The organism is Bacillus sp. GW823-FHT06B01, from assembly GCF_058952315.1.
This window is the reverse complement of the sequence record NZ_JBXAHR010000001.1, coordinates 439,345-461,138: the sequence shown is the minus strand read 5'-3', so window position 1 is coordinate 461,138 and position 21,794 is coordinate 439,345. Positions and strand designations below refer to the sequence as shown.

Genomic DNA, 21,794 nt, shown 5'->3' with positions numbered 1-21,794 from the left:
TAAGCTATCTTTCATTTTTACTTTTTCTCTTTAAAATAGTAATAAACACGAATCCACCATAAGTAACAAAGCATGAAAAACCAATTATCCCTGGCACTGAAACATAGCCTATTCTTAAATAACTTATAATTGCAAAACTAGCGATAGATAATAAAATAGATGGCCAAAATATAAGAGCTGTTTTGCTTCCTCTCTGTTCCGATGTACTTTCTTTTTCTTTAGAAATACGTATGCCAAAAAGCAATACTATACAAATGAGGATTGCTGCAAAGTAAATCGTATCCAATGACAGATTATGATCATAGATCGCGATTCCAACTTCAATAGCGATAATTGTTAAAATTAATATGATAATTGTTGAAGTTTTTAAGTTTCTTTTCAATCGCACACCCCTAGCATGCTTTTACTATATTCTTTATATATGTATTTCAACGATACTGCAAAAACTTCATCTATTTCTTTATTTTCACTTCGATTAGGTAAATCTTTCCCCCCAATAACGTAAAGAACCGGGAATTCGTTAAACACCCCTATTATACCAATATTTATTATTGCTGTAGGCAATCCACCTGTCATATGAGCTATATGATAATATGGTATCCCTTCATATTCTCCTTGCTGCCTTACCATGCCATTAATAATTGGTTCCCATAATTCTGCTTCTGATTTATACCCCTGAAAAATATGTACTAACAGTGAAAGAACTTCATTTAATTCTCCAACATTTTTCTCATCTCTAGCGTCCTCTTGTATATGAATTTTTGAAAAGTACGTTTGGGCATACATTTTCACAACATCCCATCCACCACAGTACATTACAACTGACTGTGCAACGTAACTATCATGACATGCTATCATTACTTCTACTGCTTTACTAAGTGTTAAAGTCCTTCTCCCTTGTAAATGTGGATATAACTGCGCACTATCTTCTTTCGGATTAAATTTAACATGCTGAAGTATATCATTCCAATGACATTTATTTTCCTTCACCATTTGCGCTACTACAAATCCGATTACTACTTTTGCTGCCGATGCTAACGGAATATTTAATTCACCATTATATGAAGCAACTATACGATTGCTTTTTGTAGAATAAATAGTTATCCCAACATGATCAGATTGTATCTCTTTCATTTTTCGAATGACAGTTTCCATTTTCATTCCTCATTTCATATCGTTTTATCACCTTCAATAATTCAATATAGAATGTAAAAACCCTTTTTAGCAGATTAAATCGGCTATTACAATAAGAAAAAGATAGCATGAAATTTCTCCATGCTACCTTTCTAAAATAAATACTAGGAAAAATACAATTATCTATTCTTCCGTAGGCGTTTTAGGACCGCTAAGCTCTAATTGATAAAAAGCTAAATCTAGCCATTTATTAAACTTATAACCAGCCTTTTTGATTGTACCAGCATGAACAAATCCATAGTTTTCATGTAAAGAAATACTTTTCTCATTTTCCGCATCAATTCCAGCAATTAAAGTCATATATTCTCTTTCTTTTGCAATTGTGATCAATGCTCTCATCATAGAAGTTCCAATCCCACATTTTCTATATTCCTTATCAACATACACAGAATGCTCAATTGAATATTTGTAGGCAGGCCAAGCTCTAAACGGACCGAATGTCGCAAAACCTACTACTTTATTATCTAGTTCATATACTAAAATCGGATAACCCTCAGACTTTTTCTGTTCATACCAATCTATTCTATTTTCAAGGGTTACAGGTTTATATGCATATACAGCGGTTGTATTTAGTATGGCATCATTATAAATATCTAAAATGTATGTTACATCTTTTTCCGTTGCTTCCCTTATCATCGTTTTCTTCCTTTCATATACGTTCTCTTTTTAACTACCTATTTGTTACACGAACACTAGCTTTTCGAAAGCCATCATAAATGTTTAATGCAGCAGATAAAACGTAAATGAGAATCCCCCCACCAATTAGCCACTTTTTAATTTCTTCCAGAGAAATAGTGAACACATTTGCCACAAACGTAATAAATCCATCGGTAAATATGTCCGGATTTACTACAATTATAATGAATACTATTGTTCCAGCTATTTGGAGAATAGTATTCCCGATTGCCAATCTTTTCGTCCATTGTCCCTGTACTAACTTATAAAGAGATATAGCTATTTCAAAAACAATTATCATCACAACGATTAGCCAATACTGAAGTAACACATCTTGATTAAACGTTGGCGCGACAAACTTCAATCCACTTCCCGTACTACTGTATACGCCAACGAGATGATTCGCATAAAAGTAAAGTGTAGCCCATATTGCCGTCCACATTAACCCTCCAAAAACTTCAAACTTGGAGATTGCTTTTTTCTTCGGAATATACGAAATATTTTTCAAATCATCTGGCGTCCACTTTTTTAAACTTGTTGTCAACGGCTCGGTACCTTTGTCTTTATCCGTTCTTTCTAAAATAGCAAATACAAGTGTCAACCAGAAAAATACATGGAGGCCTACTTCGATAATTTCCCCAATTCCTTTACCTATCAGATTTAAAATAACATTTAATACCGCTTGCTCACCGTCATATCCTACAAAATTTTCTGCAACCATTGCAATGAGTGCGATAACAGCTGCAATCGGTATGATCATTTTTAATAACGTCGTATATACATCAAAATAACGTGGTCCAATTAAATACATCGGCCTATCTAAGTACCCATTTGCCAATGAAACTGGACTCCCCAATTTTTCAAGAACTCTTTTTTCATCATCTTCATTATAATCAGTCGGTAACATATCCTCGATTGTTGACCGTAGTTCAAGAATAATATCTTCACGATTTTTTTCAGGTAATCTCTTCGCTACTTCCTCGACGTAAATATCAATCAAATTCATTCTTGTCCTCCTCCTTTAATAATTTATAAAGTTCTTTCGAATCCTTTATCCATTCCTTTTTTAACTGCAAAAATATCTCTAATCCGTATTCACTTAAAATATAATACTTACGCGGTCTACTCTCCGTTTTATCCCAACTACTCGTCACTAGCTCCTGCTTTTCTAATCGGCGAAGTAGTGGATATAACGTACTTTGATCGATTGTAATCCCTGATTGCTCCAATAATTGAACAAGTGAATACCCATACTGTGGTGTTCTTAACTGGCTTAAAACCGCTAATGTTAATGTACCTCTTCTTAGTTCAGTAATTAACGAATTTAATAAAGCATCCATTCACTCACCTCATTTTCATTACTATATGTCATACAGTATGTGTTTTATACTATGTATCGTACAGTATTAATGTGATAAAAACAATACGTATTTACAAAAAATAGAAAATAAAAAAGCACAAACTATAGATTTTGTGCTTTTCTGGCTAATTTAAATGCTTATAACAATTTTAATTTTGTACCTCTTTGTAATATAAACTCTCCTTTTTCTTTAATAAATGGGGTAACATTTACAACTGATTCAATATGAATTACTCCGTATACATGCGGATATTCTTGACCGTTAAAAGCAAGTTCATATTTTATTTCTGCTTTTATTAATGATGGATCAATTGTAAGTAATAAAACATCTTCTTCATGACTAAAATATTTTTCAGCAACTTCTAAAGCTTGTTTTAAAAATGAACAATGAATAAATCCTTCTTCTTTTAGTGAAGTTTCATTAATTTCTCCATTTATCTTTGCGATTTCCCAATTTCTTTTTGTTATTACTTTTGTGATCATTGTTATTTTCTCTCCATGTCTTTATATAGAAAAACAAGAGGTTCTTCTTTTTGTTACTAGAAACGCCTCTTGTTTTTCATATTTATTTTATTCCTTTAATTAAAGGCGATGCTTCCCCGCTATGGAAAATCCATAAATCATGAAGTGACCTTGTACATCCGACATATAGTAACTTCGCATCATGTTTCGTATTTTTATAATGTTCTTCATCAACATCGATTAATAGAACAGCATCAAATTCTAGCCCTTTTGCCAAATATACAGGTACTACTGAAATACCCCCTTCATATTTACTTTGATCTGCTTCAATGACGTTTACGGCCAATCCTGCTTTTGTTAATTTCTCATATATATCGCGGCATTCATCTTCTGTTCTCCCTATTACCGCAATTGTTTTCACATCTTCGTTTTGTAGATGTTTTAACGTCTTCATAATCTCATTAAATTGATCTTCTGCATGGATTACCTTAACATTTTCACCACTGCGAAAAACTGGTGTTGCGAGCCCAACTGGAATCTCTGCGTTTTTAATTATTTCGTTCGCAAATTCTATAATTTCTTTTGTAGAACGATAACTTCTCGTCAGTTCATAATAACCTGTTTCTTGGAATACTTCCTTAAAAGCACCCCAATCTTCAATCCCTTGATAATCATAAATTGCTTGAGATAAATCACCTAATATAGTGAAAGAATTACCTAGTGTAATTTCTTTTAATACATACACTTGGAATGGTGAGAAATCTTGCGCTTCATCAATAACGACGTGATGGAATTTCTGTCCGATTTCAATACCTGTTATGCGGTGATGTAAGTAAATTAAAGCTGGTAAATCTTCTACATACACTTCTTTTTTACGACAACTCTTTTCAGTTTCTTTCACAAGTTCTTCAGGCAATACTTCGAGTATTTCTTTACTTTTCAATATTGAACTATAAAGTGAAAGTGGGCTCATTTTCGGCCAAAACTTCATATATGTGTTCAATCTCTTTGTCGCTTCTTTTTTTAATAATTTCTTCTCGTTTGTTTCTCCATACTTTTTCAGTTCAATTTCAATCCAGCGCTTCATTCGGCCGACTAATCTTTCTCTTCTTTTCTTTAATGGATAATGTTTATATTCAACTTGCATCCATTTTTTTATGTCTTCTACTGGAATAATAGCTTTGTCCCATGCCTCAAAATCACTTGTTGGTATTAATTCTTTTTCAAATTGAACCATTCTCTCTTCAATAAAGGACTTAAATTCCAGCGTGCCTTTCAATTTACCGAGCATAACCTTTTCTTCATCACGATTAATAGAAAAGGCTTCTTTCAACTTTTCTTCTGTTTGCTTTAGTTTCACAGAATCATCTAACGTACGTAATGCCCAATCTGGAAATGTTGTTTGACTAATATTCCCTACCCCTAATTCAGGAAGCACACTCGAAATATAGTCTAAAAACAGACTATTCGGAGCGAATACAATCATTCTCTCAGCTTCTAATTGTTCACGATATTCATAAATTAAAAAAGCAAGGCGATGTAAAGCGATCGTTGTTTTTCCGCTTCCTGCAACCCCTTGAATTAATAATGGTAAGTTTCTTTCCGCACGAATAATATCGTTTTGCTCCGATTGTATTGTCGAAACAATATCCTTTAGTTTATTATCTTTATTCTCACCTAATCGATATAGAAGAAAATCATCGGCATGTGAGACATCTTCATTTCCTTTTACATATGTATCAACAACACGTTCTAGTTCTCTTTTTCGAATAGAGATGTTTCGCTTTAAATACACATCACCTTCTACTAATCCGTCTGGAGATTGATAAAACGCTAATTCATCACCGCCGGTAAATGAATAAAACATACTTGCAACAGGTGCCCGCCAATCTATTACAATTGGTTTCATTGTGTCTTTATGTGAAACACCTACTTTACCGATGTAGATCGGCATAACACCTTCCTTGCCATCCTCTTGAAAATCTAATCTTCCAAAGTATGGTTCTTGTACACCGATACGTAAATTTTGCCTATTAGATTCTCTCATACTTTCTAGAATTTGTTCTTTAAAATCATCTCCATAATAAACCGGAATGTTTTCGAGCTGTTCTAATTGATCATCCATCGTACGTAATGTATCTTTCATCCTTTGTAACTCTTCTTCAAAAATATTGTTCATTTGATGATTCCCTCCTGTCCGTTCTAATTTTTCAGTCGAAATATAATTGTATTAAAAATCCATTTATAAAGTCAATAGTTTTAGTAAGAATTTTCTAAAATAAAGAAGAGTAGAGATTAATCTCTACTCTTCTTTATTTTAATTCGGTACGCCAAACATTCATTTAAAGTTGCTAATTCTTTATATTTTCGTTTTTCAAAATCATATGCTCCGCCTGGGAAGAACCCTACAATACTTAATCCAGCTTCAGCACATAGATTGCTAATCTCATCTACCGTATAACAACGTAAAGACTGTGTAACTATATCATTTGGATTATTAGGATGCCACCAATAATCTAACATTCTTTCATTTATACGATCATATTCGTATTTTCGCATAGCTGCACTTAAGGTCATTTCTTGTCCACTTACCTTTTTCCAATAAAGTGGTTGATAAATATCAATAAGTGCACATCCATCATCCTTCATCCAGTTTTTAATCCGTTTTAATAGAATCAATTGCTCATCATCTGATCCTACACCAAATCCGTCTAAATAACTAACAACATCAAACTTTTCTTCAAAATTAATTTTATAAAAATCAGCGCAATGAATATCTATATCATTAGTAGAATGTTCTTTTGCAAACATAACTAACTCTGGTACAAGCTCAACAGTAGTCATTTTTACTTGTAACTTAGACATCGCCCTTGCAAATCCACCATTTCCTGCTCCTAGTTCTAACATTGACTGAAATGGATGTCCAATTTGTTCTTGAACTTCTTTCGCAACCTGTTCTAACCAGTTTTCTGTATTAATATCGTAATTGGATAGTTCGAATTGTTTTTCGTAAAATTCTCTCACATCTAATTCATTCATTATTATTCTCCTCCTGCAATAGATTTTTCTTCTACAGGTGAGAAACTAAATTTCTGACACCCATGAAAAAAGGTTATTATTCTCTATATTTACAATTTTATCAAAATAATAAGAATTTTTAAAGTAACAATATAAAAAGCAGATAATGAATGATCCCACTATCTGCTCTATGGCTGCTATTATTTTTCTTGTTGATACTCTACCCAATCACCAGAAATGATAACTTTCTTTAGCATCTCTTTATCTTGAGCGACATACACAAATGCACGTATTATTCTATCTCCTAAATAAATCGTTTCGGTGATTCGGTCATATAAATCACTTTCTGCATTACCTGTATATTCTTCAAGTTCATCTAATTTTTGCAGAATAACCTCATTTACTTCATAAACTTCTCCGTATACTTTGTCTTCATTTGAACAAATCATTGCCGGATACCCCTCGTTTGTATCAAATAATTTCCCATACGTCCATGCTCCGTCTGCAATGCATATTGCACCTTGCATAAAATGAGCATTCGTTTGCTCTTTTCTTAATGTGCCATACACGAAAACGTGATGCATTCCCCTATCCCCTTTATATATCTCTACTTTCTAAATTGTAAATATGCACGAATCATAAAGTAACTCACTTCATTTGGAAGTTGTTCCTTAATCGATTTCAGACCACCTTCTGCATTTTGCATGGCAGTTTCAATCAGTGATTCATATTCTGCAGGAACAAAACTGTTCCAGTCTATTTCCATTCCATCTTCAAAAGAGCGAATTAAATGATTTTCAATTGTTTGTCTTGATAAGCCACGTTCTTTCGCAATTTCATCTAGATCAATGCCTTGTTTATACATTTCATACGTTTCTAAATGAGAATTTGCTGAAGCTTTCCCTGACTTTTTCCGCTCTGTCACCACTTCTGTTTTAACTGTTTCAGCATAGTTTGGATTGTCCTTAATAAAGTGCTGAACTGCTTGTAAGAAGTGAGAACCATACTTCACAAGTTTATGTTCGCCGATCCCTTTCACAGTTAAAAGTTCAGAGTCACTTTGTGGCATTTTTGCACACATATCCTTCAACGTTTGATCAGAGAAAATAACGAATGGAGGTACACCTTCTCCTTGCGCAATTTCTTTACGTACTTCGCGCAGTACTTCAAATAAAGGATGATCTTGAACAATTTGTCTTGTCTCTACTCGTTCTTTACGTAAAACATTCTCTTTACCTAATAATACTTCTTTCCCTTTTTCCGTAACTTTTAATGTTGGATACGTACCATGTTCTACTGCAATTAACTCATCTGAAATTAGAAACTCAATAAATTCACTAACTTCTTTTACGCTACGATTTGATAGTAACCCGTATGTTGGTAAAGTATGAAAATTGAATTCAATAACTTTCTTATTTTTCGAACCAGTTAAAACTTGTGCAATCATTTGTTTTCCAAATCGTTGGTTCGTTCTAATCATGCAAGATAGAACCATTTGTGATTCTCTCGTCACATCGATACTTTCCCGGTCGTCCGTACAATTTCCGCAGCGGCCACAATCTTCTTTCGGTTCTTCTCCAAAGTATTGCAAAATAAATGATTGTAAACATTGTTCTGTATGACAATAATCAGTCATATTTTGCAGTTTTTCAAGTTCATTTGAAAATCGAGATTCACCTGTCGATTGATCAATTAAAAAGCGCTGTACTTGCACATCCTGAGAAGAATATAGCAATATACACGCACTATCTAATCCGTCACGTCCAGCACGTCCTGCTTCTTGGTAATAACTTTCCATGTTTTTTGGCAGTTGATAATGGATAACGTAACGAATATTCGATTTATCAATCCCCATCCCGAATGCAGATGTCGCTATCATTACACTCACTTCATCACGTAAAAAGAGTTCTTGCTGCTCATTTCGATCGGTATCACTCATACCAGCATGGTATTTTGATACCGAAACTCCCGCTTTCATTAAATCTTCATACAACTGATCAACTACTTTTCTAGTAGCTGCATATATAATCCCAGATTCCTTTTGATTTTGACGAATATAATCCGCTAAATATGCATTACGATCTTGTCCTTTAATAACAGAAAATGATAAGTTCTCGCGCTCAAACGTTGTCATAATCGTATTTTCTTGATTAATTCCAAGCGTGTTGCAAATATCTTCACGAACTTGTGGTGTTGCCGTCGCAGTTAAAGCTAATACAAGCGGCTTTTCTGGAAGATAATCTAATATACGATGTATATGTAAATAACTTGGACGGAAATCATGTCCCCACTGCGAAATACAGTGCGCCTCATCAATTGCAATCATTGGGATTTTCATATCGATAAGTTGGTCAACAAACTCCATTGAATCAAGACGCTCAGGCGCTACATAAAGTAACTTATAATGTCCTTGTTTCGCTAATTGAATGCGTTGATTCGCTTCTGTAATTGAAATAGAACTATTAATATAAGTAGCTGAAATACCGTTTTGTACTAATGTATCTACTTGGTCTTTCATAAGTGAAATCAAAGGTGAAATAACTAATGTCGTTCCTTCGAATACTAATGCGGGAATTTGATAACAAATTGACTTACCACCACCCGTAGGCATAATACAAACCGTATCTTTCCCATCTAATACATTTTTAATTGTTTCATCTTGTCCTCTTCGGAATGACGAATAACCGAAATAAGACGCTAAAAGTTCTTGTGCTTTTGTAAACAAAAAAGAGTCACCTGCTTTTCTATATCTTTCATCTATTCCTATTATATCATCACTTATGCGTCATGAAAGTGATGAATACATGACTAACAGCTTGCTTTTTCATTTTTTATGCTTTTCTACGTTTTAAAGGTTGTTTAGCAACGGTGTTTTAATGGCTATTTATGTTTATAAATTTTAAAACAAAAATAAAGCGCATATAAAATGAATTGCAAAATAAATGTACATTTTATTACTCTTCCTTGAATACTACTAATCTTATACATATGAATTCAGGAGGTTACTATATGAAGCAGCAGAATATTAGTCCCATCAAGCAGAAAACAGTACCGAACCAACTCCAATTTTCGAATCATGATGCGTGGAAATATGAATCGTATTATAAATGCCAGCCATTATTTTCTTATAGAAAGCTTTTCCATTTTCTTTCTCAACTTTTTAAACGTTAATGTGTATGTGATATATTATCCATAATAATTTTCTCAATATATACCTTATAGACTTACTATAATACAGATGTTATCATATGAAATATTCTGTTGGATAAACCCCTTAAGTTGACCTGCTTATAAAAGCAGGTCTTTTTTGATTATTATATATTTCAGTACACTTTTAGATACACCTGTATATCTTTTCTCTATTTTATAACCATACTCCACTCACAACAAATGATAATAGTAACGAGATGTAAAATATAAGTTCTTAACATTTATTGAAGTAATTCTTTTTTTCTCCATACACAAAACGAATTTCACTTATTACTATAAAAGTACTCCAGATGAGTTTTTGCTCATCAACATTATCTAGTTAACGGGATCTGCTGCGGGAAGCTGATCTCTTTGACTTTATTAAAGATCCACTTTCATTTGGACACATTTACCAGGTTTTTTAAATAGAATTTTATGATAACATTACTTAGTCGAGTCCGACATCTCGGCAATACCCTTTTGAGGCTCTGCAACTTCCCTTGCAGAGCCTTGTTTATTTTTATATTCATTTTATTTGTATATATCGCAATAAAATTCTTCATCTTTTTCCATATCAATTTCTGAAATTAATTTAGGACACGTAACTAAAAATAAATTCCCATCATACTTTGAGTTATACATGTTCAAAGGAGTGTTACCGTTTATGTATTCTTATTGGCAATCGTATTACTCCCCCTATCATAACCCTTATGTACACTTTGATACATCCGTACGTAATTACCGAATTAGTAAAAACGAGAACTTTTTAAAAGGTTATATGCGTTCTTTATGGGAACAACATGTCGCTTGGACGAGATTAGCTATTATTAGCATTGTCTTTAATTTACCAGACGTAAACGTTACAGTTGGGCGACTTCTTCAAAATGCAACACATATGGGACTGTCACTTGAACCATTCTATGGTGAAGATGCTGTAAAAAAATATAGTGCACTAATTAAAGATCACTTAGTCATTGCAGCGGATCTAGTTAAAGCCGCAAAAGCAGGTGATCAAAATGCAGCTGCCGCTATAGAGAAAAAATGGTACGCTAATGGTGATGAAATTGTGGCGTTTCTTACTAGCATCAACCCATATATAGAAAAAGAAGAATTCAGAAAAATGTTTTATGAACATTTAGCACTTACGAAAGCAGAAGCGCTTGCCTTCCTAAATAAAGATTTTGAAGCAAGCGTAAAACTATACGATAAAATTGAAAAAGAAGCATTAGAAATGGCTGATATGCTAACAAATGCAATCGTAAAACAATTCCCACAAGTGTTTCAATAATAATAAGCCGATTTAAAAAAACAAATCGGTTTATAAAACTTTCTATCAATGAAATTTCACCTCTCCTCTTTACATTTAACGTATATCGATATATTTTATTAATATCCGTTTTTTATAGGAGGAAATCTTTTGATTAACGCCATTGGTCTCGTATTTATCCTCACAAATAAACACGAGAAAAAGAAGAAAGTTTATCTGAATGAAAAATTCGCATTAATAGACATTATTGATTCTAAAGAAGTAATTGATGATGAAGGGAACTCACTAGTAGAACTAACATGTAAATACAGTATTTATCTAGATGAAAAATATTACTGTAAATCTCTCGATGATTATACTGGACAAGTATTTCCGTTCTTGAGCGCTAAAATAGGAAAAGGTCTTCTCAGAAACTTAAATTACTATTTCTCTTACGTTGATGCCTATGATAAAAAACCACCCGTTAAAGAAATTAGGCCACTTATGAAACAAGTAACGAACAGATAGCGAAAAATACTAAAAAAAGAAAGCATCTAACTTCGGATGCTTTCTTTTTTGAATCCAGAACTCATTAACTTCTATCCTTCTTCTAAAAGTATGTATCTAGGCATACTTTTAATTAAAAACATTGGAGGATTAAACTAAATGAAATACTCAGAAACGATTGTTAGTAAACGGCTTCGAACACTTAAAATATCTAGTATATTTATTATGCTAGTTTTAATTGGATGGCTTGGATATACAAAATTACTTTATGAAAACGGATTTCTTCAAGAAAAGAAAAATTCTGTTGAAGTAATGAATACTAGCATTACAGGTGAAATTGAACAAAGTTTCCATGTGAATTTACAAGGTTACCGTAAAATAGACGTTGATACTATTATAGATGTAAGTAAAACCGATCCGAGCGAACTATCATTAATCGAGCTAATTAATACATCTTGTTCGCGAGATTGCATAGGTGAACCATTGACATATGTGAACGCAAACAATGGATATATTTTTTATAAGGAGTATACTGGAACTAATATCGCTATTACAATTAAAAAGCGAGATTCATGGGAAATTGAAAGGAAATTAGTTCAGGATGGAATGTAAAAGGTTGATATACAAAAAGAGTACTTACTTATAAGTACTCTTTCAAAAAAATTACCACTTTCGGCATTTATCGTCATCATCGTCACGTTTATGATTGCAACGGCAATCATCACAATCACAATGACGTTTTCGTTTACAACCACAATCATCACAATCTCTACGTCTACATCTTCCAAACATTAGATCATCCCAAAATCTATTACAATCCCGGAACTGTCTACAACGACAATTGTTTCCCATGAATATGACTCTCCCTTCAATAGTATTCATCATATTCTATGTTTGAAAGTATAAAAAGGATTGTTTACTAGTCTAGTTTTGACTCTTTAGTATAGCTAATCTTACTGAAAACAAATCTTTTTAAAAGTTTTTGTAAAATGATTATTTGTAATCTGTTATACTATAAACCGAAAATATATTTTATACATGTAGGAGGATAAATTTTGAAGAAAATTCTATTATCTGTTCTTTGTCGAGCTGTTATATTAGATGGAGCATGCTCTAAATATACAAACTCTAAAGATTCAACATCGAATAGTTTTCTACTATAGTTCCTTCCCTTCCCCAACAGCCCCTTTCAACCTCTGCAACATATACCCAATCCCTTTACACCCTGCTAATGGGTACGTAATGAGAAATGGCTTTATTACAGGGTTTGTGGAGGTGTTTAATTTAACGAAAGGGTTGAATTTTTAAGATTTGCGACCAGTTTTGTGACCAAAATGTGATCGCTATTTAAATAATAATTTGCTATTTGACATGATTATTTCCATAAAAAAAGGCTTAGGAGAACAAATCCTAAGCCTTTTTTCTATTTTAATGGAGATAAAGAATCATTGGTGAGTACCACATTAATTTAATAATTCTTCAACTATTTCATTTTTATAAAAATACGCATTTAATATATCTTGTGTCTTAATATAATTCACTTCTATATTTTTTGCATAACTGCTAAGTTCTTCCCCAAAAGTAATTACAGCTTCAAATTGTTCTACAAATGCATTTCTTTCTTTTTCGTTGAAATAAGAATACACTATTTTCGGTTTTCGAATACCTGCACTATGAAGACATACCATAATGTTTCTAATTACATGTTGATCATTTTCAATATTCATGCCAAATATAAAAAATGTATCAATTGCATTTGTTAGAATAACATCATTCATCCTATTAGAAAATGGTTTTGTCTTTTTATTATAAGGATTACTCTTAATGGCAAAGTTTGATATTATTGGTAATAACGATTTAAATATAAAATAGTCGCCTATCAAAATATCAGAAAAACTAATATACCCATCAGTATAACTCAATCCATAACTTTGACTAAACACATATTCTTTCTCATCTTTAATAAATTCTCCATGAAAGTGCTCTACGTTACGTTTCGTTATGTTCTCTAATATGTGATCATAATTCAAAGAGCACAGGCATTCAAATTTCTGCAGAAAATCGTTTATTCCAGAAATCGAAATCTCGTTGATTTTATTTAATAATTTATGGTCCACACTCTTTCCATTTGCAAAAATAACAATGGAAAACAGCATACGATAATATGTACTAAAGCCATTAGTGATTACTCTTGAAGTTATATCATCCTTTGCTTCATTCGAATTTTCATCGCCAATATCTATCGCCTTTAAAAATAAATTATTTTCTGGAAATTCATAATAAGATGGCTTTACTTGCTGGATAGCAAAATAAAAATAAATAAGGATTGTCCAGTGTTCAATATTAATACGTTCTATACCTAGTTCTTGTCCTATTTTACAAATTTGATTTAAAATATCTTGTTCACTTAATCCAAAAACAAGTTTTTTAATTAAATTTCTATTCCATAACTCATCAATTAATCTATTGTTTTGTTGTATGCTTTCTGCAAAAATCAATGCATCGCTGAATATTTTTACTATTCTCTCACTAGAAGCATCCTCTAACAGCATTTTAACATTTTCATAATTACCTTTACATTTGTTTTCAAATAGTGAATTCGCTTTAATTTTATATTCTGCATTACCTTTTATAATTTCTTTATGAGCATCATATAACCTGTTAAATATATTTCCGAAATCACTATCGAAATTCATACTAAATCCATTACCACAAAGGAAGGCAGCTTTTCTATTATCAATTATTTCATTCAAATCAAATAAGGATATTTCTTTTATCATCTATTTATACCTCCATAATGATATAGTTCCATCATTTACTGTAACATTGCCTAGAAACAGATATTAGTTTTATTTGACATCCAACCTGCATTCTATTTCTTGCTGTAACGGTTTCACGTTATATAAGTACTTTAATAAATTTTTCATTAAATCAATTCTTTCGCCAATAATCATAGCAGAAAGATACTCTATATATCGAAGATAAAGAATTCCTTTAGAAATATACAATACGTAATCTATTATCGCTATCATTACTTGATCGTTATGCCCATATTTCTTTTGTATCTTACGCACAATACCCATATTTAATCTTAAATAGGTTTCTAGTTGATATTTCATTATTCTTTTTGAATATCCGGTTGAGCTTAAATGCTTATACAACTCACTATTTTTCTCCATCGAGCCATCCCCTTCTGTTCATCTATAATTTAATTATAACTTGTTTAGTCACACTATGAAACAGGATTGGGATAGTCTCAACTAAGTACCTAAATTATCGATTTTTACCATTGAAAAATATCATTATAATTTAAAATATTAACATCAATTTATTACTCTCCCCTTAGTGTTTTACCTCTACGTTATACTACATTACCTATTGAGAACTATAACAAACACATATGTTGTAAAACACATTTTTTGAGGAAATTTTAACCATTTATTATTATAATTATATCTGCAATATTTTCCCAGGAGAGTTCCTATAAAGAACAATAGGATAATGGACATACATACTAGGCACTCCCCTTCTTTAATACGTTCATAGAAATATAGAAAGGGTTTATACGATGGGACAATTTCAAAGTAATTTTCAATCGGCACAACAAATTGCTACGCAGATGAGAGCAGCGTCGGATACCATCTAAAGTGCAACAAATCGCTCTATAAAAAAGGCGACGCGTACTACACTTTCTGTTAATTCAAAAGCACAAGAAGCGAACCAACAACTTTTAGATTTGACGAAACAATTTTCCGCCGCCTTTCAACAAGCGGTCGATAACATTCATTTGGTAGCTAAAGAGTTCGAGAGAATGGATCACGAACTTCACAACACTTTTCGCTAATGTGACCACCTTCGTAAAAGTAAAACGGTAGGAGGAAAAAGATGAGTCAAGATATTGAAAAACAAATCAATCAATTGAATCAAAAATTACAAAGTGTATTCAAAGCACAGGATCGGAATCAATCTGCAATTCAAACTCAAGAACACGCGGAAGCAGATTTTCACGAATGGAGAAATCGAAGTAATCGTTTATTTAACCGAATTCTAGAAACTTGGCACGGCGATAGAGAGTTATCTCATTTTTTTATGAATATGCGTCAAGAAGCACAACACATCGAACGAAAACTTACATTCGAATTGGAAAATCAAAAAGAAACATTGCTTAAAGAAAGACGAGACCTTAGTGATTTAGAAGACGACCTATCCTACCAGCAACAACAATTAGCAAGGGAGGTCAATGCATGAGTTTAAATATGTATTTGGGCGAAGTACAAAGCCAAACTCAAAGCATGAATGCTGTATGTACGGCTACCATTCAAGGTATGGAACAAGCCATTCAGTCGATTGATGCTTTTGCAACTGATACTGTGTTACAAGGGCAAACATATAGCAGTGCAAAAGCATTTTTTGTTCAAACCTTTCGTCCTTTAGCGCAAGGAATCATTTATTTATGTGAAGAATTAATCCGTCAGAATGATGCTTTTCCAAGTCAATTTCAATCACAGGTAGCTTCAACTGATGTTATCGAACAAGAGATAAGAGAACAAATACAGGAAATCAATCAATCGATTGCAAGTATAGAAGCGGTAGATGTAGCTATGCCAATGCCTGGAATAGACGCAATTGTTGCAGTCTTAGTTGCGATGAGAAAAAAACTTGAAGAAAAACTAGAGCATTTACATGAATTTGAATATACATCCAGTAATAACTATAGTACGGCTCTTTAACTAGCAGCTAGTATTGCTACTGGTCTTGCCGAAGTCCAAAGTGGAAAATGCTTTAGTCCTGCAAGTGGCACGTTTAGTACACAAGAATTGAATATGGAGTGGACGACTTCCATTCAGGCGATTGAAGAAGATAGGAAGCGTCAGGCCGACGATCTTTTAAATGGTAGTTCAATTGAAGAAGGAGCAATGTGTGGTCCATTAAATAGTGAGAAAAAAGATAAATCTTTACTAGATAAGTTTAAACATGGTGTCGAAGATATTTATGAAGGTGCTTGGGACTTTATACAAGGCGCTGGTAGTGCAGTAGCTGAAGACTATATTGGACTAACACCACCTGATAATGATAAATTAGAAAGCGAAGCAACTTATCAAGCTGGAAGATTTACTGGACATGTTATATCAACGGCAGGATCTATTGTAGAAATTTTTGAAGGTATTTCGGTCATAGGTGGGGCTAATTTCTTAACATTCGCCGCAGAAGTAGGAAGTGGTGGGTTAGCATCACCAATTGTTCTTCCATTAGATGCAGCTGCTACAGCTGCTGGTGTTGGTGCTGTTGTACATGGTGGATTGGTTTGGGATAAATCGATTCAAAATGCCAAGGATAGTCTTCAAAAATTCGAGTCTTCTTCGTCTTCTGGTGTTGGTAAAGGGGCAAGTAAAGCTGCCAAACCAGAAAAAATTATTAATGATTTAGATAATTACACATCAAAAAAATGGAATGTTGATGGAAACAACATAATGTTTGATAAAAAAGGCATGAAACATGTTTTAGAAAGACATCATCCAGATTATTGGGATGGTTCAGTAAAAAAAGAACAATCATTTTTAAACAAAGATTTGTCGATATCTGATATACAAAATATAGCAGGAGAAGTTATCAGTAAGAATAGAGATACGATTATTTCTAAAGGAACAAAAGGTATGTATCAAATTGAGGGGAAAGTAGATGGAATAACATATATTGTTGGATTTAAAAATGGCAGAATAGGACAATTATATCCTAAATAGAAATCCGAGGAGACGTTAATATGATTAGTGTAAAATCATATATAAAAAATGATAAAATAATAACTTCATTAGATAATATCGAAAGTAACTTTCTTGAATATTTCATAGATTTTGATAATACGAAATGTTTAGAACTGGTTATTGATTTTGATTATATGGAAGGTGCAATAATAATAAACTATTATGGAAATACTATTTTAGGATTTAAAGAATGGGATATGATTGATCAGTTATGGTCATATTTCATAAATGCAATTGAAGAATTGTTTGAAAATAAAAACGATGTAAGTTTTTATTTTCCAGACCAACCTTTAGAGGTAAAAATGCAGGTTATTTCGCAAGAGCAAATTTTATTATCTATTGCAGGAGAAAAAACACGTTTTAATAAAGATGAATTATTATTAACTTTATTAAAAGGAGCAGAAAACTTTTTTGAAATATTAAAAGAATGTCCTGATGAATACCTTGCAGAACAGAGTAATAATGAATTAAAGAGAATAGAAAAGTTATTAAATAAATTGAACATTTAAATGAAAACATATATTAAATACACTGTTTAAATTTAACACCTATAGAATGGTTAAAGTAGACACTTGAAACACTAAAAGAATCTATAAACAGTAAAGAATAAAGTTGTAATTAACAAAGCCGACTCATATCAATTTGAGTCGGCTTTTACTATTACTTCACACTCACATACTTCTCACTAGCAGTAATATAAAATGTCTTCCCTTTAGAATTATGTACACGATATTGTGGAAAACGATTCACCATTACTTTTTTATCAATTGCAAATCCTAAGCCTGCATCTAATGTACCAGCAACATCTTTATCCTGCCAAGAAGGAGAATCATAGAAACGTAGATTGTCCGCTTTAGACACAACACGTTTCCCTGCAATCGTATTAACTGACTCTTTCTTCTCAAACTTGATATAAAACGAGTTATTATATACCCACTGGTCTCCACCAAGATTTAACCATCCATCTTTCTCTCCCCATACTTGGTATGCTTCAGGTTTGTTTAATTGACGAATAACCGAATAATCTGTTCCTGGCCCCTTGCGAAGATTCACATTGTATCCTAAAACATACGCAATTCCTTCCACATTTGAAGTCGGCTTACCTGGATTAGAAGGTTTATTTGGAACTGATACATCACCATTATTATACGCGCGTCGCACGTCCGCTCTGAATTGAGATTCAGAAACGCCATGACTACGCAAATAATCTAGTGGATCTTCATGGTCTGTACCGCCATGATACTTCGTTACATCATAGTGAGTCCATAAACTTTTTTCTACAGATAAACCATTATCTTTTAAAATTTTAGCTAGTAATCTAACATACTTTTCATAGGAACGTTTAAACTTTTCATAATTAGTCGTTTCACAAAGTTCTACATGTACAAATCTTTTGTTTGCGCCTGGTCCTGCACCATAAGCTATGTATTTTGTATCAGCAATTTGAATAGTTTCATTCCAATCAACTGCATAGTGAACGAATGCTGAACGCCATGTACGAGACTCATATTTTTGAATATTAATAGTGCTTGACAATCATTATGCTCCTAGGACAATCCGTTTAATTTTTCAAATTATTAATGGATCTCTAAAAAGAGCAAAGACAATGAAACTAATTAAAGATAATCCAGCTGAAGGAACAAGGTTGCCTAAGATTAAGAAGAGAGAAATGAATATTTGGACCACAGAACAGGTATCTGAATTTATTAGTAAATCACGCACGTTAAAGAGCGTTACACGGTGTCGTATAGGCTATGTAATCATTGCGTTATCGGGTTGTCGGCAAGGTGAAGCTCTCGGCCTTAGATGGAGTGATATAGACTTTACAAATGGCATAATTCACATTAAACAAACTGTTACACAAGATGTTAAAATAAAAACTGGGGCAAAAAACGATTCTAGTATAAGGTCCATCCATATCCCTTCGATACTCGTTGATGAATTACTTTCTCATAGGGATAGAATTGAAAGTGAGAAGAAACAGCTTGAAGCTGAATATAATAACTTTGACTTAGTTGTATGTACTCAACAAGGTAAACCTATCATCCCGCGTAACTTTCGTCATTTCTTCAAAGAAACAACTAAACGTGTTGGTTTACCGCAAATTAGAGTTCATGACTTAAGACATACACATGCGACGATGTTAATTGAACAAAACGTAAATGTGAAATTAATCTCTTCACGCTTGGGACATGTATCGATTAAGACTACGTTAGATATTTATTCGCATGTTTTACCGAGTATGGATAAGTCAATATCTGATGAACTTGAAAAGATAATAAAAATGTGACCAATCTTGTGACCAACTATCACATTCAACAGCTATTCTCTATAGTTCCTTCCCTTCCCCAACAGCCCCTTTCAACCTCTGCAACATATACCCAATCCCTTTACACCCTGCTAACGGATACGTAATAATTTCTTCTGCATATAATTGTGTCACTACTTTCTTATGCTTCTTGCCTGCAAGTAAAACAATTTCATCAAACTGAAACAAGTCTTTTTCAATCATCTGTTGTTTTAATTGTTCCATGCTAATAATTTCATCACTCTTTGAATCGAAGGCAAGATCATAGTTTTCTAATACAATATCATTTGGTCTTAAAAATCCATGCTTCGCCGATAAGATAACCCAATTCTCGAAAAACATAGTTGCATACGCCTGACATGCTTTTCCGAATGGACTAATATATACATCTTTTGCCTCCATCGGTCCGTAATCTGGATACTTATCCCAAATCTTCTTTTTTCCGCATGGAATTATGCATAACCTTTTCATCGTTATTTCTTACCTCACTTCTAACTTTTTAAATATAAAAATATAGAATTCCCTACTTCTTCATACTCACCTTCTATATCTCCAATCCCTACTACGTTCCATCCATTATTTGCTTCTATTGGCTTTTCATTCATTATAATATGAACTTGTTTCATATTTTTAAAATCTTCTTCAAAAGATGCTAAAACAGGTTGATTTATCATATATGTTTTATTATGTATACTTACACTTAAAAAGGTTTTATGTAACGCTTTATTTTTGTTTAATTTTACATTCATCGGATTAAACGAATTTAATTTTATATCCCCTACAATATACAGATGATACCCTTTTTCTTTATAGAATTGTTTAAAATCCTTGTCTCTTTCGTTTTGAACAAAATGAAGGATTTGTTTCGTTTCCTTACTTATTGCAATTTCATTATTAAAACTCAAGTCCACATTTATATTTTGTTTTAAAAAAGAATATAACGATTTATCACTATTAAAGAAGTTCGTTCTCCATTCAGGATGGATTTCATCTAATAATAAACATAAAAGCATTCCTGAGCTATAGCCGCTCTTCCTAATGTTATAATTAGCTTCATATGCATCTAAAATAAGTCCGCTATATTTTCGTATTGTTTCACTTTCATCCTTTTCGCATACTGCAATGCGGGCGTTCATTTCAACATACCAAGCAGGCCCCTCTATACTTTCAACCATACACTCATATGTTATAAACTCTTCTTTCATAAAACTAGTTCTTTGCTCTCTTAGTTCAATAAATTGCTTAATATAATTATATTTCTCAGCTTGTGACTTACAATGCACAGCATCATATAAACACATTCGTTCATTATTTCGCAATTGTATATTTTCTTCTTATATTGGATATAGAAATCCTAGAGATTCATTTGGAAATCTACTTTCTTTATTCAAATATTGATAGCAATGAAAAAGTTCATGCACAACAACCGCAAATAAACTTTCATAATCTTTATACCTATTCATATTCACAATGGCAGTCGGATAATCTTTGAATAGAATAAGTGTATCACCTTTAAATTGGTCATCCCACTTTAAAATGGCATACTCACCATCATCTTTCAAAAATAATGGATGATGAAATACATACACATGCTCATCATCATATAATGCAAATGCAGCCCTCTTAAAACCAGGCCATAGCCCATTCAATAATTCTATATTTATATCTTTCTTTATTCGATTTAATATATTGTTCATTATATATAACACCCCTATATCATTCTACATACACCTATTCTATTCCACTTAAAAACAACCCTTTTATTTACATAAATATTAGATAAACCTATATCTTATCTCAATTTATAAAGTATTATATAAATATACATGTGATGATTTTATGAAATGGGGGTGAACAAATGAAAAATATAATTCCTGCACTAGTACTCTATATTATCGTTTGCGTAATCGCTATGATTGCTCCAACATCTCAAGGCTATAATCATATTGGCTGGAAATTGTTTGTTGGGCAAGCATATGCTATACCTATTTTCCTCATTACTGCAATTATTACATTTTCTATAAACAAGAAAAAATCTACGAATAAACAGTTATAAGGATAGCAAATGCTATC

At 32.5% G+C, this 21,794-nt stretch carries 23 protein-coding genes and 4 pseudogenes; 10 read left to right on the top strand and 17 right to left on the bottom strand.

All coding sequences use genetic code 11. The features are described 5' to 3' along the window. Window positions 1–4: 4 nt before the first annotated feature. From AC1Q8N_RS02470 to recQ, 10 genes are all read right to left on the bottom strand, one after another. The gene (locus AC1Q8N_RS02470; RefSeq protein ID WP_048547367.1) at window positions 5–382 is read right to left on the bottom strand and encodes a hypothetical protein; all 378 of its coding nucleotides are present in this window, start codon (window positions 380–382) and stop codon (window positions 5–7) included. Continuing rightward, the gene (locus AC1Q8N_RS02465; RefSeq protein WP_048547368.1) at window positions 379–1,155 is read right to left on the bottom strand and encodes a serine hydrolase; all 777 of its coding nucleotides are present in this window, start codon (window positions 1,153–1,155) and stop codon (window positions 379–381) included. The genes AC1Q8N_RS02470 and AC1Q8N_RS02465 overlap by 4 nt, the downstream gene beginning before the upstream one ends. Before the next feature lie 162 nt (window positions 1,156–1,317). Further along, on the bottom strand, window positions 1,318–1,830 hold the full coding sequence (locus AC1Q8N_RS02460; protein ID WP_048547370.1) for a GNAT family N-acetyltransferase: 513 nt from the start codon (window positions 1,828–1,830) through the stop codon (window positions 1,318–1,320). Window positions 1,831–1,864: 34 nt separating this feature from the next. Further along, entirely contained in the window at window positions 1,865–2,875 is a 1,011-nt protein-coding gene (locus AC1Q8N_RS02455; protein ID WP_098076135.1) for an HAAS signaling domain-containing protein, read from the bottom strand. Next, a complete protein-coding gene (locus AC1Q8N_RS02450) occupies window positions 2,862–3,209 on the bottom strand; it encodes a PadR family transcriptional regulator (protein WP_048547374.1) in 348 nt (115 codons plus the stop codon). Before AC1Q8N_RS02450 ends, AC1Q8N_RS02455 begins: the two co-directional genes overlap by 14 nt. Before the next feature lie 158 nt (window positions 3,210–3,367). Beyond that, a complete protein-coding gene (locus AC1Q8N_RS02445; RefSeq protein WP_493521051.1) occupies window positions 3,368–3,712 on the bottom strand; it encodes a DUF952 domain-containing protein in 345 nt (114 codons plus the stop codon). Between the two features lie 82 nt (window positions 3,713–3,794). Next, window positions 3,795–5,870: a HelD family protein gene (locus AC1Q8N_RS02440; protein WP_098047701.1), complete on the bottom strand. Its 2,076-nt coding sequence runs from the start codon at window positions 5,868–5,870 to the stop codon at window positions 3,795–3,797. A 116-nt stretch (window positions 5,871–5,986) separates the two neighbouring features. After that, complete coding sequence (locus AC1Q8N_RS02435; protein WP_098076139.1) at window positions 5,987–6,730, bottom strand: class I SAM-dependent methyltransferase; 744 nt, start codon at window positions 6,728–6,730, stop codon at window positions 5,987–5,989. Window positions 6,731–6,909: 179 nt separating this feature from the next. Then, complete coding sequence (locus AC1Q8N_RS02430; RefSeq protein ID WP_048547381.1) at window positions 6,910–7,293, bottom strand: gamma-glutamylcyclotransferase family protein; 384 nt, start codon at window positions 7,291–7,293, stop codon at window positions 6,910–6,912. A 23-nt stretch (window positions 7,294–7,316) separates the two neighbouring features. Further along, entirely contained in the window at window positions 7,317–9,434 is a 2,118-nt protein-coding gene (gene recQ, locus AC1Q8N_RS02425; RefSeq protein WP_493521050.1) for a DNA helicase RecQ, read from the bottom strand. Window positions 9,435–9,718: 284 nt separating this feature from the next. Between recQ and AC1Q8N_RS02420 the strand changes: the two genes are divergently transcribed. The 4 genes from AC1Q8N_RS02420 to AC1Q8N_RS02405 all read left to right on the top strand — a co-directional run bounded on the left by AC1Q8N_RS02420 (window position 9,719) and on the right by AC1Q8N_RS02405 (window position 12,263). Beyond that, entirely contained in the window at window positions 9,719–9,880 is a 162-nt protein-coding gene (locus AC1Q8N_RS02420; protein ID WP_048547384.1) for a hypothetical protein, read from the top strand. 682 nt (window positions 9,881–10,562) lie between these two features. Then, window positions 10,563–11,186 carry a hypothetical protein gene (locus tag AC1Q8N_RS02415; RefSeq protein ID WP_048547385.1) on the top strand — a complete coding sequence of 208 codons (624 nt, stop codon included), beginning with the start codon at window positions 10,563–10,565 and terminating at the stop codon, window positions 11,184–11,186. A 129-nt stretch (window positions 11,187–11,315) separates the two neighbouring features. Further along, the gene (locus AC1Q8N_RS02410; protein ID WP_000606238.1) at window positions 11,316–11,672 is read left to right on the top strand and encodes a hypothetical protein; all 357 of its coding nucleotides are present in this window, start codon (window positions 11,316–11,318) and stop codon (window positions 11,670–11,672) included. Window positions 11,673–11,810: 138 nt separating this feature from the next. Then, entirely contained in the window at window positions 11,811–12,263 is a 453-nt protein-coding gene (locus AC1Q8N_RS02405) for a hypothetical protein (RefSeq protein ID WP_048547387.1), read from the top strand. Window positions 12,264–12,314: 51 nt separating this feature from the next. Here the strand turns inward: AC1Q8N_RS02405 and AC1Q8N_RS02400 are convergent, their stop codons facing one another. From AC1Q8N_RS02400 to AC1Q8N_RS02385, 4 genes and pseudogenes are all read right to left on the bottom strand, one after another. Continuing rightward, a complete protein-coding gene (locus AC1Q8N_RS02400; protein WP_088096646.1) occupies window positions 12,315–12,503 on the bottom strand; it encodes a hypothetical protein in 189 nt (62 codons plus the stop codon). A gap of 305 nt (window positions 12,504–12,808) precedes the next feature. After that, a pseudogene (locus AC1Q8N_RS02395) lies at window positions 12,809–12,898 on the bottom strand (DUF6884 domain-containing protein); the annotation flags it as partial. Between the two features lie 216 nt (window positions 12,899–13,114). Next, window positions 13,115–14,431: a hypothetical protein gene (locus tag AC1Q8N_RS02390; RefSeq protein WP_098047702.1), complete on the bottom strand. Its 1,317-nt coding sequence runs from the start codon at window positions 14,429–14,431 to the stop codon at window positions 13,115–13,117. Window positions 14,432–14,500: 69 nt separating this feature from the next. Then, complete coding sequence (locus tag AC1Q8N_RS02385; protein ID WP_493521049.1) at window positions 14,501–14,830, bottom strand: hypothetical protein; 330 nt, start codon at window positions 14,828–14,830, stop codon at window positions 14,501–14,503. A 389-nt stretch (window positions 14,831–15,219) separates the two neighbouring features. Between AC1Q8N_RS02385 and AC1Q8N_RS02380 the strand changes: the two are divergent. From AC1Q8N_RS02380 to AC1Q8N_RS02365, 4 genes and pseudogenes are all read left to right on the top strand, one after another. Further along, window positions 15,220–15,495 (top strand): annotated as a pseudogene (locus AC1Q8N_RS02380) (TIGR04197 family type VII secretion effector). A gap of 41 nt (window positions 15,496–15,536) precedes the next feature. Next, window positions 15,537–15,899 (top strand): DUF3958 family protein, encoded by a 363-nt coding sequence (locus AC1Q8N_RS02375; protein ID WP_098047704.1) that lies wholly within the window; start codon window positions 15,537–15,539, stop codon window positions 15,897–15,899. Then, window positions 15,896–17,392 (top strand): annotated as a pseudogene (locus tag AC1Q8N_RS02370) (T7SS effector LXG polymorphic toxin). Before AC1Q8N_RS02375 ends, AC1Q8N_RS02370 begins: the two are co-directional and overlap by 4 nt. Window positions 17,393–17,412: 20 nt before the next feature. Continuing rightward, complete coding sequence (locus AC1Q8N_RS02365; protein ID WP_048547399.1) at window positions 17,413–17,922, top strand: hypothetical protein; 510 nt, start codon at window positions 17,413–17,415, stop codon at window positions 17,920–17,922. 151 nt (window positions 17,923–18,073) lie between these two features. Here the strand turns inward: AC1Q8N_RS02365 and AC1Q8N_RS02360 are convergent, their stop codons facing one another. Next, entirely contained in the window at window positions 18,074–18,949 is an 876-nt protein-coding gene (locus AC1Q8N_RS02360; RefSeq protein WP_098047705.1) for an N-acetylmuramoyl-L-alanine amidase, read from the bottom strand. 70 nt (window positions 18,950–19,019) lie between these two features. Between AC1Q8N_RS02360 and AC1Q8N_RS02355 the strand changes: the two genes are divergently transcribed. Beyond that, window positions 19,020–19,703, top strand: a complete 684-nt coding sequence (locus AC1Q8N_RS02355) for a tyrosine-type recombinase/integrase (RefSeq protein WP_098047706.1) — start codon at window positions 19,020–19,022, stop codon at window positions 19,701–19,703. Between the two features lie 39 nt (window positions 19,704–19,742). On the opposite strand, the gene AC1Q8N_RS02350 is transcribed toward AC1Q8N_RS02355, so the two are convergent. Together AC1Q8N_RS02350 and AC1Q8N_RS02345 are read right to left on the bottom strand one after the other, a co-directional pair. Then, window positions 19,743–20,192 carry a DUF6884 domain-containing protein gene (locus AC1Q8N_RS02350; RefSeq protein ID WP_048547401.1) on the bottom strand — a complete coding sequence of 150 codons (450 nt, stop codon included), beginning with the start codon at window positions 20,190–20,192 and terminating at the stop codon, window positions 19,743–19,745. A gap of 20 nt (window positions 20,193–20,212) precedes the next feature. Beyond that, window positions 20,213–21,418, bottom strand: a pseudogene (locus AC1Q8N_RS02345) (peptide ABC transporter permease). Between the two features lie 161 nt (window positions 21,419–21,579). Between AC1Q8N_RS02345 and AC1Q8N_RS02340 the strand changes: the two are divergent. After that, window positions 21,580–21,777 carry a DUF4017 family protein gene (locus AC1Q8N_RS02340; RefSeq protein WP_048547405.1) on the top strand — a complete coding sequence of 66 codons (198 nt, stop codon included), beginning with the start codon at window positions 21,580–21,582 and terminating at the stop codon, window positions 21,775–21,777. The last annotated feature ends 17 nt before the right edge of the window (window positions 21,778–21,794 follow it).

What these genes read in the sequence shown, in the direction of transcription:
- AC1Q8N_RS02415 (WP_048547385.1), top strand. Translation starts at nt 10,563, where the DNA reads ATGTATTCTTATTGGCAATCGTATTACTCCCCCTATCATAACCCTTAT.
- AC1Q8N_RS02445 (WP_493521051.1), bottom strand. Translation starts at nt 3,712, where the DNA reads ATGATCACAAAAGTAATAACAAAAAGAAATTGGGAAATCGCAAAGATA.
- AC1Q8N_RS02405 (WP_048547387.1), top strand. Translation starts at nt 11,811, where the DNA reads ATGAAATACTCAGAAACGATTGTTAGTAAACGGCTTCGAACACTTAAA.
- AC1Q8N_RS02455 (WP_098076135.1), bottom strand. Translation starts at nt 2,875, where the DNA reads ATGAATTTGATTGATATTTACGTCGAGGAAGTAGCGAAGAGATTACCT.
- AC1Q8N_RS02460 (WP_048547370.1), bottom strand. Translation starts at nt 1,830, where the DNA reads ATGATAAGGGAAGCAACGGAAAAAGATGTAACATACATTTTAGATATT.
- AC1Q8N_RS02385 (WP_493521049.1), bottom strand. Translation starts at nt 14,830, where the DNA reads ATGGAGAAAAATAGTGAGTTGTATAAGCATTTAAGCTCAACCGGATAT.
- AC1Q8N_RS02400 (WP_088096646.1), bottom strand. Translation starts at nt 12,503, where the DNA reads ATGGGAAACAATTGTCGTTGTAGACAGTTCCGGGATTGTAATAGATTT.
- AC1Q8N_RS02450 (WP_048547374.1), bottom strand. Translation starts at nt 3,209, where the DNA reads ATGGATGCTTTATTAAATTCGTTAATTACTGAACTAAGAAGAGGTACA.
- AC1Q8N_RS02430 (WP_048547381.1), bottom strand. Translation starts at nt 7,293, where the DNA reads ATGCATCACGTTTTCGTGTATGGCACATTAAGAAAAGAGCAAACGAAT.
- AC1Q8N_RS02375 (WP_098047704.1), top strand. Translation starts at nt 15,537, where the DNA reads ATGAGTCAAGATATTGAAAAACAAATCAATCAATTGAATCAAAAATTA.
- AC1Q8N_RS02390 (WP_098047702.1), bottom strand. Translation starts at nt 14,431, where the DNA reads ATGATAAAAGAAATATCCTTATTTGATTTGAATGAAATAATTGATAAT.
- AC1Q8N_RS02420 (WP_048547384.1), top strand. Translation starts at nt 9,719, where the DNA reads ATGAAGCAGCAGAATATTAGTCCCATCAAGCAGAAAACAGTACCGAAC.
- AC1Q8N_RS02365 (WP_048547399.1), top strand. Translation starts at nt 17,413, where the DNA reads ATGATTAGTGTAAAATCATATATAAAAAATGATAAAATAATAACTTCA.
- AC1Q8N_RS02350 (WP_048547401.1), bottom strand. Translation starts at nt 20,192, where the DNA reads ATGAAAAGGTTATGCATAATTCCATGCGGAAAAAAGAAGATTTGGGAT.
- AC1Q8N_RS02435 (WP_098076139.1), bottom strand. Translation starts at nt 6,730, where the DNA reads ATGAATGAATTAGATGTGAGAGAATTTTACGAAAAACAATTCGAACTA.
- AC1Q8N_RS02465 (WP_048547368.1), bottom strand. Translation starts at nt 1,155, where the DNA reads ATGGAAACTGTCATTCGAAAAATGAAAGAGATACAATCTGATCATGTT.
- AC1Q8N_RS02440 (WP_098047701.1), bottom strand. Translation starts at nt 5,870, where the DNA reads ATGAACAATATTTTTGAAGAAGAGTTACAAAGGATGAAAGATACATTA.
- AC1Q8N_RS02355 (WP_098047706.1), top strand. Translation starts at nt 19,020, where the DNA reads ATGAAACTAATTAAAGATAATCCAGCTGAAGGAACAAGGTTGCCTAAG.
- AC1Q8N_RS02340 (WP_048547405.1), top strand. Translation starts at nt 21,580, where the DNA reads ATGAAAAATATAATTCCTGCACTAGTACTCTATATTATCGTTTGCGTA.